Consider the following 16543-nt stretch of genomic DNA (forward strand, 5'->3'; position numbering starts at 1 on the left):
TTACAATTCCAAACCAAAGCGCAAGCATTCTTTGCGAACAATTTTAACATTCTTTAACATACTTTAACATTCCTAAAACCACTTACTTTCAATGTTTTAGTTATTTTTACTATTAAGAAAATTACCCTCAAACTATGAACCACTATCAAAAAATTAACAATCTTGTAGGATTTCTGCTTTTTCTGATTGCAGGAGTTGTCTACTGGCTAACCATGGAGCCAACCGTAAGCTTTTGGGATTGCGGAGAATTCATTTCCGCAGCCGATAAATTACAAGTGGGTCACCAGCCTGGTGCTCCTTTGTTCCTGATGATAGGAAAGCTGTTTTCTTTGTTGGCTGCAGGTGAGGTAACAAAAATTGCCTACTGGATGAACTTCAGCTCTGTAATTTTTAGTGCTGCCACGGTTATGTTTCTGTATTGGACCATCACCCTGATTGCCAATAAGCTTTACAAACAGGAAAAAACTACCGCAGATATGCTTACCATTATTGCCACAGGCGTAGTGGGTGCATTGGCATTTACCTTTTCCGATACGTTTTGGTTCTCGGCAGTTGAGGCCGAGGTGTATTCACTTTCCATATTATTTACAGCCCTTGTATTCTGGGCGATTTTGAAATGGGAAAGTAAAACAGACGACCGTTGGCTGGTACTAATTGCATTTGTAATAGGATTATCTATAGGGGTCCACTTATTAAGTTTATTGGCCATTCCAGCTGTAGTACTGGTTTATTATTTCAAAAAAACAGCAAAGCCCACCACCTTTGGTATCATTAAAGCAATAGGTATTGCAGGGCTTATATGGATAATAGTTCAGTTCGTTATCATCCAGTACTTTGTACTGTTTGCCGCAAGGTTCGATTTGTTCTTTGTAAACACACTGGGTTTTGGATTTGGATACGGTGCCATAACATTTATACTGCTTTTGGCCGCCAGTATTACCTATGCCATCTACTACTCAATTAAGCATAAAAAGTACAATCTTAACCTCAGCATGATCTGCCTAACATTTGTATTGTTTGGCTTTAGCTCTTACTTTTTAATCATTATAAGAGCAGACGCGAAACCGAGCTTAAACCTTTCGAATCCCGATAATGCTTTTGCCTTATATGGCTATTTAGGGCGTACAAATTACGGACAAACGCCCCTTTTATACGGACAAACTTTTGATGCTAAACAAATTGATGGCAAAGAAACTTATACCAAATACAGGAAAGGAAAAGATAAATATGAGGTTTCAGGAAGAGGTATAGAAGTGGAATACGACAAGAATTTATTGTTTCCAAGAACATATAGCGACAAACCAGATCATGTAGACTTTTACAAGCAATGGTTAAATCTTGCTGACGGACAAACCCCTTCTTTTGCCCAGAATTTAAGGTTCTTTGCCTCATACCAGCTAGGTTTTATGTACTGGCGCTATTTTTTCTGGAACTTTGTTGGTCGACAGAATGACAATCAGGGGCAGGGAGGCTATAGCGAAGGAAACTGGATAACCGGAATTAAATCACTGGATGCTATACGATTGGGAAACCAAACTAACCTGCCGCCAAGTATTGTTGACAATGAAGGATTTAACAGATTTTACGGCTTACCTTTAATATTAGGTATTGCGGGTCTGTTCTTTTTATACCGTAGAAATAGAAATGACACGTTAGTAATTACAACGCTTTTCTTATTTACCGGTCTGGCCATTATTGTTTATTTAAATCAAGATCCTAGACAGGTAAGAGAAAGGGATTATGCTTATGTAGGTTCCTTTTATGCCTTCGCTATCTTTATTGGCTTCGGGGTATTTGCTATCAGGGAGTGGTTATCGCGCTTTAATGCACCTAAATTGAGCCTTATAGTGGCTTCGTTGGTTGGCTTATTAGCCGCACCCACAATTATGGGTGTTCAGGGCTGGGGCGACCATAACCGTTCTGGCAAAGCAACTGCCTTAGAATGGGCGAAAAACTATCTTAACTCTTGCGCTCCGAACGCCATATTGTTTGTGACGGCCGATAACGATACGTTCCCTTTATGGTATGCACAAGAGGTTGAAGGTATTCGTACTGATATACGGGTAGTAAATATTCAATACCTTTCTGATGATGCATATATCAATCAAATGAAGTTGCAGTTGAATAAATCCGCTGCTCTGCCTATTACAATGCCAACAGAGAAGTATGTAAATGGCGTTAGAGATTATATTCGCTACTATGATTACGATTTGAAAGACAGTGTAGAGTTAAAAGACCTTTTAGCAGTATTGACTTCAGATAATAAGGAAGATAAACTTCCACTATCGGATGGAAGTTTCGTGAATTTCCTGCCTACTCAAAACTTGCACTTAACGGTAGATTCAGATCAATTGGTAAAAACGCATACCATTTCGGCTAAAGACAAAGACAAGGTTACACCTTTGATGGAGTGGAAATACAATAAAGATATCATGTACAAATATGATCTGGCTTTGCTGGATATCATTGCAAACAACAATTGGGAAAGGCCAATATATTTTGAATCAAATGTATCTGAAGATACTTATGCAGGTTTAGGCAAATACCTATATCTTGAAGGATATGCGCTCCGTTTGTTACCTTTCAAAACCGATCCTAAGGATACGCGCGATAAAATGGAGAAAACCAATAGCGATCCGATGTATGATAACCTGATGCATAAATTTGATTTTAAAAGCTTTAAAACTGCAAAATACATCGATCCGGAAAGCAGAAGAGTTGCCCAAAGTTCATGGAGTGTTTCCAACTCGCTTACTACAAACCTTTTCATGGAAGGAAAAACGGATAAGGCACGCAACATTTTAGTTAAAAGCGTTAAAGATATTCCTCTTACAAATTATTCAGTTGATGATACGATAAACAGGTATCAGACCATACAAAACATGTATGCTTTAAATGAAACTAAGGCCGCCAATAAATTGACAAATGAAACACTTGAATTTTTAGATAAAGAGCTTACTTATATTACTTCTTTAGAACCAGAGCGGCTTAATGCTTATGGAAGAGATATTCAGGTAGGAATGTATGTTTTGAGCAACCTTCACCGGGTGACTGTGGGCTACAAACAAACTGAGCTTAGTAATAAAATCGCCAAAAAGTTTGAAGAACTGCAGGCTAAGTTTAGTTAGTTCGCTTCGCCATCTCGATAGCAGAGATGATGACAGCTTTAAACAGCTGTGATTGATATTAAGCTATTGACAAAATGCGGAGAAACGGAATTTCAGAAAACAACAAGAGGGGCATTTTGCAATGCCCCTCTTGTTGTTTATCCTTATTACACGCTTACTTGTTAGGTTGCGGTGTAGTTCTTAAATAAGGTTTAATTACTTTATGTCCTTTGGGAAACCTTGCAGGAATGTCTTCTGTTTTAATGCTGTTCATTACAACAACATCTTCTCCATCTTCCCAATCTGCAGGGGTTGCAACGCTATAATTAGCAGTAAGTTGCAATGAATCGATTACTCTTAATACTTCGTTAAAATTACGGCCTGTAGACGCTGGATAGGTTAGCATCAATTTAACCTTTTTATCAGGAGAGATGATGAATAACGAACGTACAGTTAAAGTTTCTGATGCATTTGGATGGATCATATCATATAGATCGGCAACTTTCTTGTCTTCATCTGCAATGATAGGGAACTCTACATTTGTATTTTGAGTTTCATTGATGTCTTTAATCCAGCCTTTATGAGACTCTGCAGAATCAACGCTAAGCGCCAATACTTTAACATTTCTTTTTTCAAATTCTCCTTTTAAAGATGCCGTACGGCCAAGTTCTGTGGTACATACCGGAGTATAATCTGCAGGGTGAGAAAACAAGACTCCCCAGCTATCTCCCAGAAAATCATAAAAATCGATATTACCTATAGAAGTTTCTGCCTTAAAATTGGGAGCTGCGTCCCCTATTCTTAAACTCATAATTATATATTTTAGTAGTAAATAACAATGTTTAAAAGTAAATATTAAAGTCTACAAGTTAAGTATACTATTTAAAATAATTCTCCTGTTTTTGTAATAAAATTAATTTCAGGAATCTTGCTTCCCAAGTGTTTGTTAAATTGTTTAATGGTATAATCTGCAAGAATGGGCGTATCCTTTTCATCATGTTGGTGTAGAAAGAAGTAGACTTTTTCCAGACCTTTATCCAACCACTCTTTAATTCTCAGCACCCAATCGTCTATCCTTGCAAAGTCAGAATCCTGGTGTGCCGATCCATTTCCGACAAAGCGAATAAATATTTCCGGTATGGTTAGTTCCATGTGTACACAGTCTCTCCTACCACTTGCATCAGTAATTACTGCACCCTTATTTAGCTTTGCAAGCATATCAAACACCTGGTTCCTGTTCGCTTCTTCCAAAAACCATCCTTCATGCCTCAACTCCACAAAAACAGCAAGGTCGGTAGGCAGGTATTTCAGATATTCTTCCAGAACAGGGAGACTTTTAGGTGTAAAGTTATCTCCAAGCTGCAAAAAGCATGGCCCCAGAAACTGACCAAATTCAGAAATACTTGCCAGAAAAAGATCTGTTGGTACCTCTGCATCTTTTAGCCTTTTAATATGGCTGATTGTTCTGGAAAATTTTGGACAGAAAATAAAACTATTACCGGAATTATCCTCGGCCTTGGCTTTCCATTTTTTAATCAGCTCTGCATTTGGGATACTGTAAAAAACCGCATTCAGCTCAATAGAATTGAAATGTTTTACATATTGATCCAGAAAGTCAGCTTCTTTAGTTTTTGGTGGATAAATCATATTCAACCATTCTTTTCGGCCCCATTTGGCACAACCCACGTAAAACTCAGGGTTTTTCACCGGCTTATCTTTCGACAATGTTTTTGAAGTCTGTATACCATCTTTTGGCAAGGTAAAATCTACATCCTTTATCTGGCTATCTGCTACTTTTCCGAAATCCATATTTAAAATTTTATATTAAACAAAACCCCGAAATCAAAGTTCTTTCATCGGTTTTTTGTGGTCTTAACCCGCCTCAAAACACATTAACATTGCAAGCAATCAGGTTAAGGCTAAATCTACTAATTATTAAACGACTCCGTTAAACAACAATTATCAAATATTGCAATAAATCACAGATTTCGCTATTATTCTGATCTAACCGAATTAGTACAATAAGGATTGATCATGGAGGATTAGAGAAGATAAAAACTGATTAGAGCGTTTTAATACCAGTAACATGTGGTGCAGGATTGTACCACCAAATTAGGATTGTAACTAATAACAAAACGACAAAGAAGCCCACAGCGACATACTTATTTGCTGTGGATTCCTTATTGCTACTACCAGCAGCGACTTGGAAGATAACGAAAAGTAATTCAAATATGACACCCATATAGTTACATCTAATTATCAACAAGATAGCAAAAATAAATCTCTGATTAAACGCTTTGGTGTTTAATATTGTAAACAACTACAACAAATAAAACTAAAAACAGAATTAACAACCCAATGAAAACGAGCGCCTCTCGAAAATTCTTTCCATTTTTAGCTTGATCGGGATCATTCTTATTTGGTGAAAAATAAACAATTGTTAATCCGATAAAACTAAAACAAAACACAAGTATAAGCCCACCAGTACCTCCAATAGTTCGTTTTTCGCCCAATCTACATCCCTGATATAACATCAAAAGGGGAAACGATTATGATAACTATTTCTCTTACTCCCATTGTCTTTATTATTTGGTTAGCCTGTGAAATAATAAATTATTTATAAATTTTATTACCATTAATTTACTGTTTAACCAAATAATAAAAAATGCGGTAAGAATACCTCTGAACAGGTCAAAAACAACAAAACCCCGAAACTAATTAAAGTTTCGGGGTTTCAAATGTATGTGTTAGTTATTAGTTATAACCTTTTATCATGAAAACGTATTCCTGTATTTTGGATACTTGTTTTGATGGCTCTAATTTCGATATTCGATTCTTTCTAACAGAAGATATCCTGCCAACTATAGAATCTTGCGGAATAGAGCTTAATGCTTCTTGTAGGAACTTTGCTTTTACCGCAAAGGTTGCTCCGTCCGTATAGCTTTCTTTGGCATTGATTATGCCTATTACGTTTCCGCTGTTATCTAATAACGGACCACCGCTATTACCAGGATTAACATCAAGAGCTACCTGATAAGCTAAAGTATCACCATTAAAACCACTTTGTGAACTTAAATAGCCTATTCCTAATACTACTTCATCTTTAGGATAGCCAAGTGTATAAACAGACTCCCCAAGGCCAACTTTCCCTTTTTTCAATGAGTAAGGTAAAGAGCCTAATGAGAACTTTTTATCAATGATTTTCAGAATAGCAATGTCGTTAATAGGATCCTTATAGGTAATATCAACTTTGTAAAGGTCACCTTTGTTGTTCTGAACGTAAACGGTATCAGATTTTTCGATTACGTGGTAGCTTGTTAAAATATATCCGTTAGAAGAAATTGCAAAACCAGTACCTCCAAATTTCACAGGTTTAACAGGAACCTTTGAGTTTTGGCTGAATTTCACATCTCTGATCAAATTATTCGTAGAGCTTTTAAGCTTACTAAGCTCAGCACTCATTTGTTTATAGCTACCCGTTTGCTCTGTAGTTTGTTGTATAGAATAAATGGTAACAATTGTTAATAATATAAAAGAGGCCGCCACAGCAATTGCTGATTTATTTTTACGCCACATATTCACAATAAACGAAGGATGAGGTCCAAGCTTTCTGCTTAATACATCAACATCGATCTGATCATGTGCATGATCCATCTTGTTTTTCAAATCAAGATTTGAGGCATAATCCTTTAACGAATCCAGAAAAACCTTATGCGCAACAACCTTATGATCAACAGTTGGATCATTTAAGCGTAGTTGCTCAAAAGCGGTGGCTTCTGCCTCAGTAAGTTTACCGTTAAGGTAATCTTCGATTATACCCTCTAACTCTATTTCGTTCCTCATATCACGATTGAAAAAATAATTTCTTTAACCTTTGTAAGCACTTATATTTTTGTGTTTTTGCGTTATCGGTATTGGTATACCCAAACTTTTCACAAATTTCCTGCATGGAAAGGTTGTTAATATAAAAATCCTGAATAATGGTCTTGCAGGGTTCGCCTAAATGGAGGAGTGCTTCTTGCATCTTATCAAATTGCCTGTCCTTCTCTTCATGCTGTTCAACATCCTCCTCTATCGCTATCACATCCTCAAAATCAGAGATGTTATTGGTTTTTTTGCTTTGCTGTGCTAACTTCTTTAACCAAATACGTCTGCAGACGGAGTATATATAGGTCTTTAGTTTACTGCTTAACTCGAAATCTCCGCTTTTAATTTTATTATATAAAACAATTATGCCTTCCTGATACACATCTTTTGCATCATCTTCATCACCGTTATTATTTAAGATAAACTGTAAAATCATCGGAAAATACCCCGTATACAATTTATTTAGCGCTTCCTCTGAGTTATTTAAGACCCCTAAAACTACCTCTCTATCTGTTGGAACTGAACTGCTTAACTTATTACTCACCAATTAATACATTTAAACGTGAATGGTAACCCAATGATAACAAAAAAAATTACTTTTTTTATTTCCTCCTTAATACGGCAATACTATAAAGAGTAACCCAGTCACCAGCATTAAAATATTTTTTATTTTTTTTTCAATTAGATGGGTTACCTTTTAAACTTTACTGTATTAATCTGTAAAATTAATTAATTATTTAAAATAGAATTAGAATGAAAAACGCATTTAAATTTGGCTTTTTAGCTTTAGCAATCTCTTTATCAGTAGCAGCTTGTAACTCTGAGAAATCAGGCGAATCTACAGATACTACTGTAACTGATTCATCTACTGTTGTTACTCAAGTTGATACTAACGTAACTGATTCAACTGTAAAAGATACAACTGTAACTACTACTGTTGACTCAACTAAACACTAGTCATTTTTAACAAAATAAAAAAGGCTTTGGAATCTCCAAGGCCTTTTTTGTTGTCCAAAGTTTTGCTTTTCAGCAACCTTACTTCATTAAAAGGCTAATAAATGCTACATTTGCGCTTGTAAAAATAAGTCAAATTCATGAATTTATCTCCTCTTCAAGCTATTTCTCCAGTTGATGGACGTTATAGAAACACTACACAAAGCCTTTCTAAATATTTTTCAGAGTCAGCATTAATAAAATACAGAGTATTTGTAGAAATTGAATACTTTATTGCACTTTGTGAAACAGGCTTGCCTGGTTTAAAAGAATTCGATAAATCTATTTACGGTAAACTACGTTTAATTCATGAGCAGTTTGACGATAATCATGCTCAGGAAATTAAAGACACAGAAAAAATCACCAACCACGATGTTAAAGCGGTTGAATATTTTATAAAAAAGCAATTTGATCAATTGGGTCTGGAAGCTTATAAAGAATTTATCCATTTCGGATTAACATCTCAGGATATCAACAACACAGCTATACCTTATACTATTAAATTAGCTTTAGATGAGGTTTACTATCCTCAAATAACTGAGTTAATTGCTAAAATAAAAAATCTGGCTACTGAATGGAAAGATGTGCCTTTACTTGCACATACGCATGGGCAGCCTGCATCTCCTACTAAACTTGGTAAAGAGTTTATGGTATTTGCAGAACGTTTAGAGATTCAGTTAAGCAGCTTAAAAAACATCCCTAACAGCGCAAAATTTGGCGGTGCAACAGGCAACTTTAATGCACATCATATTGCTTATCCTGATGTAAACTGGGTTGATTTCTCTAATAATTTTGTAAATGAGATATTAGGCCTTTCGCGCGCTCAGTATACTACGCAAATTGAGCACTATGATCAATTCGCGGCACAATGCGATGCTTTAAAAAGAATAAACAACATCATTATTGATCTTGACAGAGACATTTGGGCATACATTTCTAAAAACTACTTTAAACAAAAGATTAAAGAAGGTGAAGTTGGTTCTTCTGCAATGCCGCATAAAGTAAACCCTATTGATTTTGAAAATGCAGAGGGTAATGCGGGTATAGCAAATGCCTTATTCGAATTTTTTGCTGCTAAATTGCCAATTTCACGCTTACAGAGAGACCTTACAGATTCTACGGTACTTAGAAATGTAGGCGTGCCTCTTGCGCATACTACAATAGCCATTGCATCTACATTAAAAGGTTTAAATAAATTGTTACTGAATAATGACGCTATCCATGCTGACCTTGAAAACAACTGGGCTGTAGTTGCTGAAGCAATTCAAACTGTACTTAGAAGAGAGGCTTATCCTAATCCATACGAAGCACTTAAAGATCTTACCCGTACCAATCAGAAGATTACTGCTGATACCATGGCGAACTTTATTGATGGCTTAAATGTGAATGATCAGATTAAACAGGAATTAAAGAACATCACTCCTTTTAACTACACGGGCATATTTTAGATATAATGACCTAAAACAGACATCGATACCTTAAATTGCACCGGCGAATTATTTATTTTTGTAGAAAAAAAGAAGACAATGACTATCAACGTATATACTGAACAAACTCCAAACCCTGCTACAATGAAATTCATGGTCAATAAATTATTGATCAATGGCAGTGAAGATTTCGCAACTAAAGAAAGTGCTGAGCACTCTCCTTTTGCAAAGGAACTGTTTAAGTTCAACTTTGTTAATGGTGTTTTTTTTGCAAGTAACTTTGTTACGATTACAAAAACAGAGGGTGTTGAATGGCCGGATATCGAACCAATTCTTAAAGAATTTGTTAAAGGAGCTGTTGAATCTGAATATAAAATAAAAGAAGAAACATCTGATGAGACGCCTACTTTTGAAGGAACAGACCTTGAGATTAAAATACAGCAAATTCTACACGATTATGTTCGCCCGGCAGTTGAACAAGATGGTGGTGCAATTAGCTACAAATCATTTGATGAGGGTATTGTAACAGTTGAACTTAGAGGTTCATGCAGCGGCTGTCCTTCTTCTACCATTACCTTGAAATCAGGAATTCAGAACTTATTGCAACGCATGGTTCCTGAAGTAAAAGAAGTAGTATCTGAAGCTTTGTAAGCTGATTTAAATATAAAGAAAGCGCCTGTTTCATACTGAAGCAGGCGCTTTTGTGTTATGGATATGCCTTATCGTTGTTTTAAAGCGCTCGTCACCTCCTTTGGTTAACCAAAGGACAAAGGAGATGACCCAGTGATAGCTGACTAAATTCTATTAATTATGAAAATTCCTTTTAATCGCTTCTAATATTTCACCATCAATCAAACCATTTGTAGCCAGAATTTCTCTGGTTTCTAGAAATTCATCGCCTCCGGAAAAGTTCAATATATTTCCTCCTGCCTGTTGTACCAGATAAGCACCGGCAGCAACATCCCAGGCGTTCAGGTTATACTCAAAGAAAGCATCAAACCTACCACATGCCACATAAGCTAAATCAACCGCAGCCGAACCTATGCGCCGTAAGCCATGCGTTTTCTGCATCATTTCTGAAAGCAACTGCATGTACTGTGCTTGTTTATCAAACTGATAATATGGAAATCCTGTAGCCAGTAAACAATCTGATAAAGCCGGCCTGGAGGAAACCTTAATCACTTTATTGTTTAAATAAGCATCGCCGCCTTTATAGGAATAGAACATCTCTCCGCGGTTTATCTCATAAACTACACCAACAACGGGTTTATCCTCTTCATAAAGCGCTATACTTATAGAATAAGTGGGAACACCATGAATAAAGTTGGTAGTACCATCTAATGGATCTATGATCCAATTGTAAACAGTGCCTTTACTATTTATGGTTTCTTCTTCAGTAGTAAAACCTGCTTCAGGAATTAGTTTGGCTAAATTCCTAACCAATAACTTTTCAGCATTCTTATCTACATAAGAAACCATATCATTTAAGCCTTTAAACTCGACAGCACCTGCATCGAAGTTCATTGACTCCTTTCTTATAAAATTGCCTGTTAAACGGGTAACAGCAATTACCTTAGAACATATTAATTCGTAATTCAACTCAGAAACAGATTTTAATAGTTAGCCAGCTTTTCTTTGTTCTTATATGAATATAAAACAAGACCTAAGCCAGACAAAAACAGAATACTTGAAATTAGCTCTGCCTGTGTAAATTGTATACCGGCAACATTATATTTAGTATTTACTCTGATCAATTCAATAAAAAAGCGCTCCAGACCGTTTAGCATTAAATATATACCAAACATCATTCCCGGAGATTTAATGCGGTCACGGATCTTCCATAAGATCAGGAACAGTATAAAGCATACAATTACCTCATATATAGGTGTTGGATATACCGGCTGAGGCAATTCGTTACAGAACCTGCCAACGCAACCTGCAATAGGATTTCCTTCGTTAGCAACGTTATTTGGATAAGTATAAGCCCATAACCAATCCGGAAGCCATGAAATTGGCTTAGCGTTTAGATTAGCAATTCCCCAGTCGCCATCACCAGACATGTGGCAACCAATTCTGCCCACACTGTACGCAAGCATCATACCCGGTCCGCCAATATCAAGCATGTGCAATACTTTAATGTTATTTTTCCTTGCGATATATAAAACAGCAGCACCACCACAGATTAGTCCACCGTAAAATGTTAAACCACTAAATGACAATAAGCTGCCGATAGGATCTTTTACAAATGAATCCCAATGTTCCAGGTTGTCGAATATCTTTGCACCAAGAAAGCCCCAGATAGCAGCCCAAACGATAAGTGTACCCATTAGTTCGTATGGGTGCTGGGTTACTTCAACAGTTTTTGGCTTGGGTAATTTATGCGCATTTTTCTCTTTATAATCCCAGTAAGCAAACAAGCCCGCAAAAAACAAGCCTCCAAGTATATTTCCTTTTAATGAAAGAAGTACTGTTTGGGCATCGCTTACAAACAGCTGATAGTTTAAGAGTGCATAAACCAATTTATATCCGATCAGGAACCCGAATACTCCATTATAAGCCAGCTCAGTTGTTGTAGCAGGCTTACCAATAGTCATCGTTTTTTTGATGGGATGAAGAATACCAAGTGCTTCCTTACGTTTAAACTCCTGAGTAAAAGCCCAGTAACCAGCAATAAAAGCTAAAGCCACAAAAACACCAAATGTGTTAAACGGCAGCGGGACTTGTATACCAAAAAGATATTCTAAAAAATGAGATACAGTAGGAAACATACGTATAAAAAAGTTTTATGCGAATATAGTATTAATGCGCTAAAACTTCTTCTGTTTCGGCAACTTCTACTTCACCTTCAGCAGTAAGTTCAATAAGTTTTACGGTTTTGATTTCATTTACCATTACCGGATCATATTTAGCTTTAACTTTTACATAGTTCTTGGTAAAACCATGCATAAAACCATTCTTTTGATCGTCTTCAAAAAGCACTTCGCCAACTGAACCAATCTGAGATTCATAAAAGGCCCTTCTCTTTTTCTCTGACAAGATGTGAAGCATTTTGCTTCTATCCGCACGGGCACTTCCGGCAACAACGCCTTTCATTTCAGCCGCTGCTGTTTGCTCGCGTTCTGAATAGGTAAATACGTGCAGGTAAGAAATATCAAGCTCGTTTAGGAACTGATAAGTATCCAGAAAATCTTCATGGGTTTCACCAGGAAATCCAACGATTACATCAACTCCAATACAACAGCCGGGTATTAAAGCTTTAATTTTAGCAACACGTTCGGTATAAAGTTCCCGTTGGTAGCGTCTGCGCATTAAACCTAATATTTTATTAGATCCAGACTGCAGGGGGATATGAAAATGAGGCACAAATCTTTTGGAAGCAGCAACAAATTCAATGATTTCATCGCTTAACAAGTTCGGCTCGATAGAAGAAATTCTTATCCTTTCTATACCTTCAACCTCATCCAGTGCTTTTACCAAATCAAAGAATTTATCTTCTCTTTCTCCGTTTCTTATCCCGAAATCGCCAAGGTTTACCCCTGTAAGCACAATTTCTTTAACGCCACTTTCAGCTATTTGTTTAGCGCGGTTTACTACATTTTCAATGGTGTCGCTTCTGCTGCCCCCACGCGCCAATGGTATAGTACAATAAGTACATGGATAATCACATCCATCCTGCACCTTTAAGAAGGTACGTGTTCTATCACCTATTGAATAGGCCGCAATAAAATTATGATTAACTTTTTCGATGTTTTGCTGATGAATAACGGCCTTAGGCTGTTTGGTAAGATCAGAGATGTATTCAACTATCCGAAATTTCTCTGCTGCACCAAGCACCATATCAACGCCTTCTATTTCGGCAATCTCAACAGGCTTTAGCTGAGCGTAGCACCCTACTATGGTTACATAAGCATCAGGCGAGTACTTTAATGCCTCTTTAACTACCTTACGGCACTTTTTATCAGCATGCTCTGTAACAGAACAGGTGTTTATTACATACACATCCGCCCCATCCGTAAAATCTACAACAGCATATCCGGCATCGGTAAATAACCTGCCAATTGTTGACGTTTCAGAGAAATTCAACTTACAACCCAGTGTATAAAATGCAACCTTCTTCATTCAGTGTTAATTTCTAACAGCCCGCAAAGATAAGGTTTTAAATGAAATTATGATTCATTCCATCGATAACTATCTTGCTCTAGTCCTGCAAGATCTATTACACGGCTTACTACTGTTTGTGCAACCTCTTCAATAGTTTTGGGTAAGGAATAAAAAGATGGGCTGGCAGGGCATATAATCCCTCCTGCTTCCGTTACAGCTTTCATGTTATTGATGTGTATCAGGCTAAAAGGTGTATCCCTTACTACGGCTATTAATTTTCTGCGTTCCTTCAATACAACATCTGCGGCTCTTGAAATTAAATCGTTAGAAACCCCATGTGCAATTCTGCCCAGAGTACCCATTGAACATGGAATGATAATCATTGTATCAAACTTTGCCGATCCTGATGCGAATGGAGCATTAAAATCCATTTTTGGGTAAAAAGCAAAGGGGTAACTGTCGTAATCCTGATTCTGAAGTTCAAAACGCCAAACTTCCTTGGCATTGTCTGACATTACAACTCCTACTTTCTCAATCTGATCCGACAATTTCAACAAACTATCTAACAGTAATTTAGCATAAATAGATCCGCTGGCACCAGTAATTGCAACAATAATTTTCTTCTTCCTCATAGCACGGATAAAGATACGGAACCTTAGATAACAAAAAAGGGCCGAAAATTAATTTTCGACCCTACATCTACCTATGAAAAACATACCCCCGAAAGGGTAAGCCCAAATGTAATTATCTTTTTGAATAAAAGAAAGTTTAAACATACTTTTTTCTCATCTTAATTAGAATATTATTGCGAAGTCAGAAAATCCGGTTAACAAATTATCTAATAGCGCAAAAATCGGCACCTTTTAGGGGCTTCCAATCACCATCTTTATATCTCATTTTTAAAGAAAGTATGCGCTCTTTACCTGCCGCTCTTAAATAATAAATCTTAACCGGATGGTAGCCGGCTTTGAGATAAACACGCTCTGTTTCCTGACTCACCGACTGATAACCAAAATCCGCATCAATTAGCTCTGCTTCATGAATTCTCATATAAGCTTTTCCACTTGCCTGAAGTGAAAAACTGTATTCTCCATTGGATGGAACCTTGATAAAACCTTCATACAAAGTCATTCCCGGTCTTGATTTTGGCACTTCTTCTCCTAAATGTTTGCTAATTCCATTTAAAACTTCAGTTAGACCTGTTTCTGAAACTACATACGGAAAATTTCCTTTAAAGAATTTCCATGAAAGTCCGGGATATGTTTTATCTAAAATCTCAACAGCCGGAATTTCGGCCTTATCATATGGTCGTGGAGCCTCAAGATCTGCCTTTCTAACCTGTAATGACTTGGCTTTCATTTGAATCTGCAATTCATTACACGAAGGTATTGACGCAAGGTTGGTGGTTTGCTTGGGGTCACTTACTATATCATAGATTTCAAAATCATCGTCGGCAGATTTGATATCATAACGCACACCAACAAAATCACCAAGACGGATCATTTGCATTTGCCCACGTTTCCGGCCTCTCCTGCTGGCTTCAAAAGCTTTAAAATCGGGTGTTTTACCACCTTCAGAATATTCAGAATAAATTAAACTTTCTGCCTGGCTGCCTTTTCCTGTTAAAGATGGAACCAACGAAACACCATTTGTTCTGGCTGGTGCACTTATACCTGCAACATCAGCAAAAGTAGGCATCCAGTCTGACAGCATACTTGGCGATACCACCACTTTACCAGCCGGAATGTGCTGAGCCCAGGTTACCAGAGTTGGCATCCTTAATCCACCTTCCCAAACATCTCTTTTTATTCCATCAAAAGGTCCAAAACTTGTAAAAAACTCAGGGTTATTAGGCGCATAACCTGCCGGAAGATAAGATTCAATAGATGGTCCATTATCAGATGTAAAAACAACAATAGTATTCTCAGAAATTTTCAGATCTTCTAAAAGCTGCAAAATATCGCCTACTGCATCATCTATTCTTCGGGTAGCTGTAGCATAGCGTTTAAAGGTATCAGGCCATGGCGCATTTTTTACTTTTCCATTGTCGTATGTTGAATTTCTGTAATCTGGATGCACAAAAGAATCAACTTTACCAGATGCTGTATTTATCATGTTGCCCGGGGTACCGAGCCACTGTATACCACCTTTTAGTCCCTTACCTTCAGGATAGGCCTGAGTAGGTAGCTCTAACACAGCGTGCGGAGAATCATAGGCAAGAAACATAAAGAAAGGTTTTTCGGGTCCTTTGGCACTTTCATGATCTACTATCCATTTCTTTGCACGTGCTGTCCATAAATCGGTAGTGTAACATTTCGCTAAATCAGCAGCTAGGTTTTTATAATTATCCCACACTTCCTTTTTACCTCTGTAAATTCCTTCGTAAGGGTAATGTTCATGCCCATCGGCATGGCGCATATAGCCAAAAAAATCATCAAACCCTCTCTTCTGAGGATGTGCCGGCCAGTTAGGTTCATCTTTAGTTTCGCCCTGCAGACCCCATTTTCCGATAACCGATGTAGCATAGCCTGCAGTTTTCAATACCGTTGCAATAGTATGGTTATTTTCAATTTGCTTATCAAATTGGTTGTCTCTTACCTTTGCGTTGCCCTGATTAAGCCCTGTTAAAAGAGATGCCCTGGATGGGGCACATACCGGGGCATTGCAATACTGATTAGTTAATTGCGCACCAGTGGCAGCCATTTTATCGAGATTTGGAGTAAATTGATAAGGAAATTTTGGATCCGCTTTTTCCTTCCGCTGATTTTGAAAAAACACGCCCAGATCGCCATATCCAAGATCATCAGTTAAGATAAATATGACATTAGGCTTTGAAGCATTACTTTTTTTTGATTGTGCGCTAACAAAGGTGGGCATGAGAACGATCAAAGCACAGCTTCCCAACAAAAACAATTTCGTGATTCCTTTTAGCATTATCTAAAGATGAACATTAGTGTTCACCAAATATAAACAACTTAAAAATTTTGATCATATATCTTTTATAACGTTTTAAGTACAGTTCTTCACAGCATTAAAGTTTCTTCACAT

Annotated in this window: 13 protein-coding genes; 4 read left to right on the top strand and 9 right to left on the bottom strand. The window is 37.1% G+C overall.

The genetic code is table 11. The features are described from left to right. Positions 1-134: 134 nt before the first annotated feature. Positions 135-3128, top strand: coding sequence for a DUF2723 domain-containing protein (locus AC6CH7_RS05820; protein WP_498261799.1), 2994 nt, complete (start codon positions 135-137; stop codon positions 3126-3128). A gap of 154 nt (positions 3129-3282) precedes the next feature. On the opposite strand, the gene AC6CH7_RS05825 is transcribed toward AC6CH7_RS05820, so the two are convergent. The 4 genes from AC6CH7_RS05825 to AC6CH7_RS05840 all read right to left on the bottom strand — a co-directional run bounded on the left by AC6CH7_RS05825 (position 3283) and on the right by AC6CH7_RS05840 (position 7518). After that, entirely contained in the window at positions 3283-3918 is a 636-nt protein-coding gene (locus AC6CH7_RS05825) for a peroxiredoxin (protein WP_498261800.1), read from the bottom strand. 71 nt (positions 3919-3989) lie between these two features. Further along, positions 3990-4916, bottom strand: coding sequence for a DUF72 domain-containing protein (locus AC6CH7_RS05830; RefSeq protein ID WP_498261801.1), 927 nt, complete (start codon positions 4914-4916; stop codon positions 3990-3992). A gap of 945 nt (positions 4917-5861) precedes the next feature. Further along, entirely contained in the window at positions 5862-6950 is a 1089-nt protein-coding gene (locus AC6CH7_RS05835; RefSeq protein WP_498261802.1) for a S1C family serine protease, read from the bottom strand. A 1-nt stretch (position 6951) separates the two neighbouring features. Continuing rightward, positions 6952-7518, bottom strand: a complete 567-nt coding sequence (locus AC6CH7_RS05840) for an RNA polymerase sigma factor (protein ID WP_048906590.1) — start codon at positions 7516-7518, stop codon at positions 6952-6954. Between the two features lie 209 nt (positions 7519-7727). Here AC6CH7_RS05840 and AC6CH7_RS05845 point away from each other — a divergent pair, with 209 nt between their 5' ends. The 3 genes from AC6CH7_RS05845 to AC6CH7_RS05855 all read left to right on the top strand — a co-directional run bounded on the left by AC6CH7_RS05845 (position 7728) and on the right by AC6CH7_RS05855 (position 10045). Beyond that, on the top strand, positions 7728-7931 hold the full coding sequence (locus tag AC6CH7_RS05845; RefSeq protein ID WP_498261803.1) for a hypothetical protein: 204 nt from the start codon (positions 7728-7730) through the stop codon (positions 7929-7931). A 137-nt stretch (positions 7932-8068) separates the two neighbouring features. Continuing rightward, positions 8069-9415, top strand: coding sequence for an adenylosuccinate lyase (gene purB, locus AC6CH7_RS05850; RefSeq protein ID WP_498261804.1), 1347 nt, complete (start codon positions 8069-8071; stop codon positions 9413-9415). 78 nt (positions 9416-9493) lie between these two features. Further along, positions 9494-10045 (top strand): NifU family protein, encoded by a 552-nt coding sequence (locus tag AC6CH7_RS05855; protein ID WP_498261805.1) that lies wholly within the window; start codon positions 9494-9496, stop codon positions 10043-10045. Between the two features lie 153 nt (positions 10046-10198). Here AC6CH7_RS05855 and AC6CH7_RS05860 read toward each other — a convergent pair whose 3' ends face one another. The 5 genes from AC6CH7_RS05860 to AC6CH7_RS05880 form a co-directional block, all read right to left on the bottom strand. Then, positions 10199-10993: an inositol monophosphatase family protein gene (locus AC6CH7_RS05860; RefSeq protein ID WP_498261806.1), complete on the bottom strand. Its 795-nt coding sequence runs from the start codon at positions 10991-10993 to the stop codon at positions 10199-10201. A gap of 14 nt (positions 10994-11007) precedes the next feature. Next, entirely contained in the window at positions 11008-12162 is a 1155-nt protein-coding gene (locus AC6CH7_RS05865; RefSeq protein WP_498261807.1) for a prolipoprotein diacylglyceryl transferase, read from the bottom strand. A gap of 31 nt (positions 12163-12193) precedes the next feature. Further along, on the bottom strand, positions 12194-13513 hold the full coding sequence (gene mtaB / locus AC6CH7_RS05870; RefSeq protein ID WP_498261808.1) for a tRNA (N(6)-L-threonylcarbamoyladenosine(37)-C(2))-methylthiotransferase MtaB: 1320 nt from the start codon (positions 13511-13513) through the stop codon (positions 12194-12196). 47 nt (positions 13514-13560) lie between these two features. Then, a complete protein-coding gene (locus AC6CH7_RS05875; protein ID WP_498261809.1) occupies positions 13561-14127 on the bottom strand; it encodes a UbiX family flavin prenyltransferase in 567 nt (188 codons plus the stop codon). Positions 14128-14329: 202 nt separating this feature from the next. After that, the gene (locus tag AC6CH7_RS05880) at positions 14330-16372 is read right to left on the bottom strand and encodes a sulfatase-like hydrolase/transferase (RefSeq protein WP_498261810.1); all 2043 of its coding nucleotides are present in this window, start codon (positions 16370-16372) and stop codon (positions 14330-14332) included. Positions 16373-16543 lie beyond the last annotated feature (171 nt).

Source organism: Pedobacter sp. GQ55 (assembly GCF_059758925.1).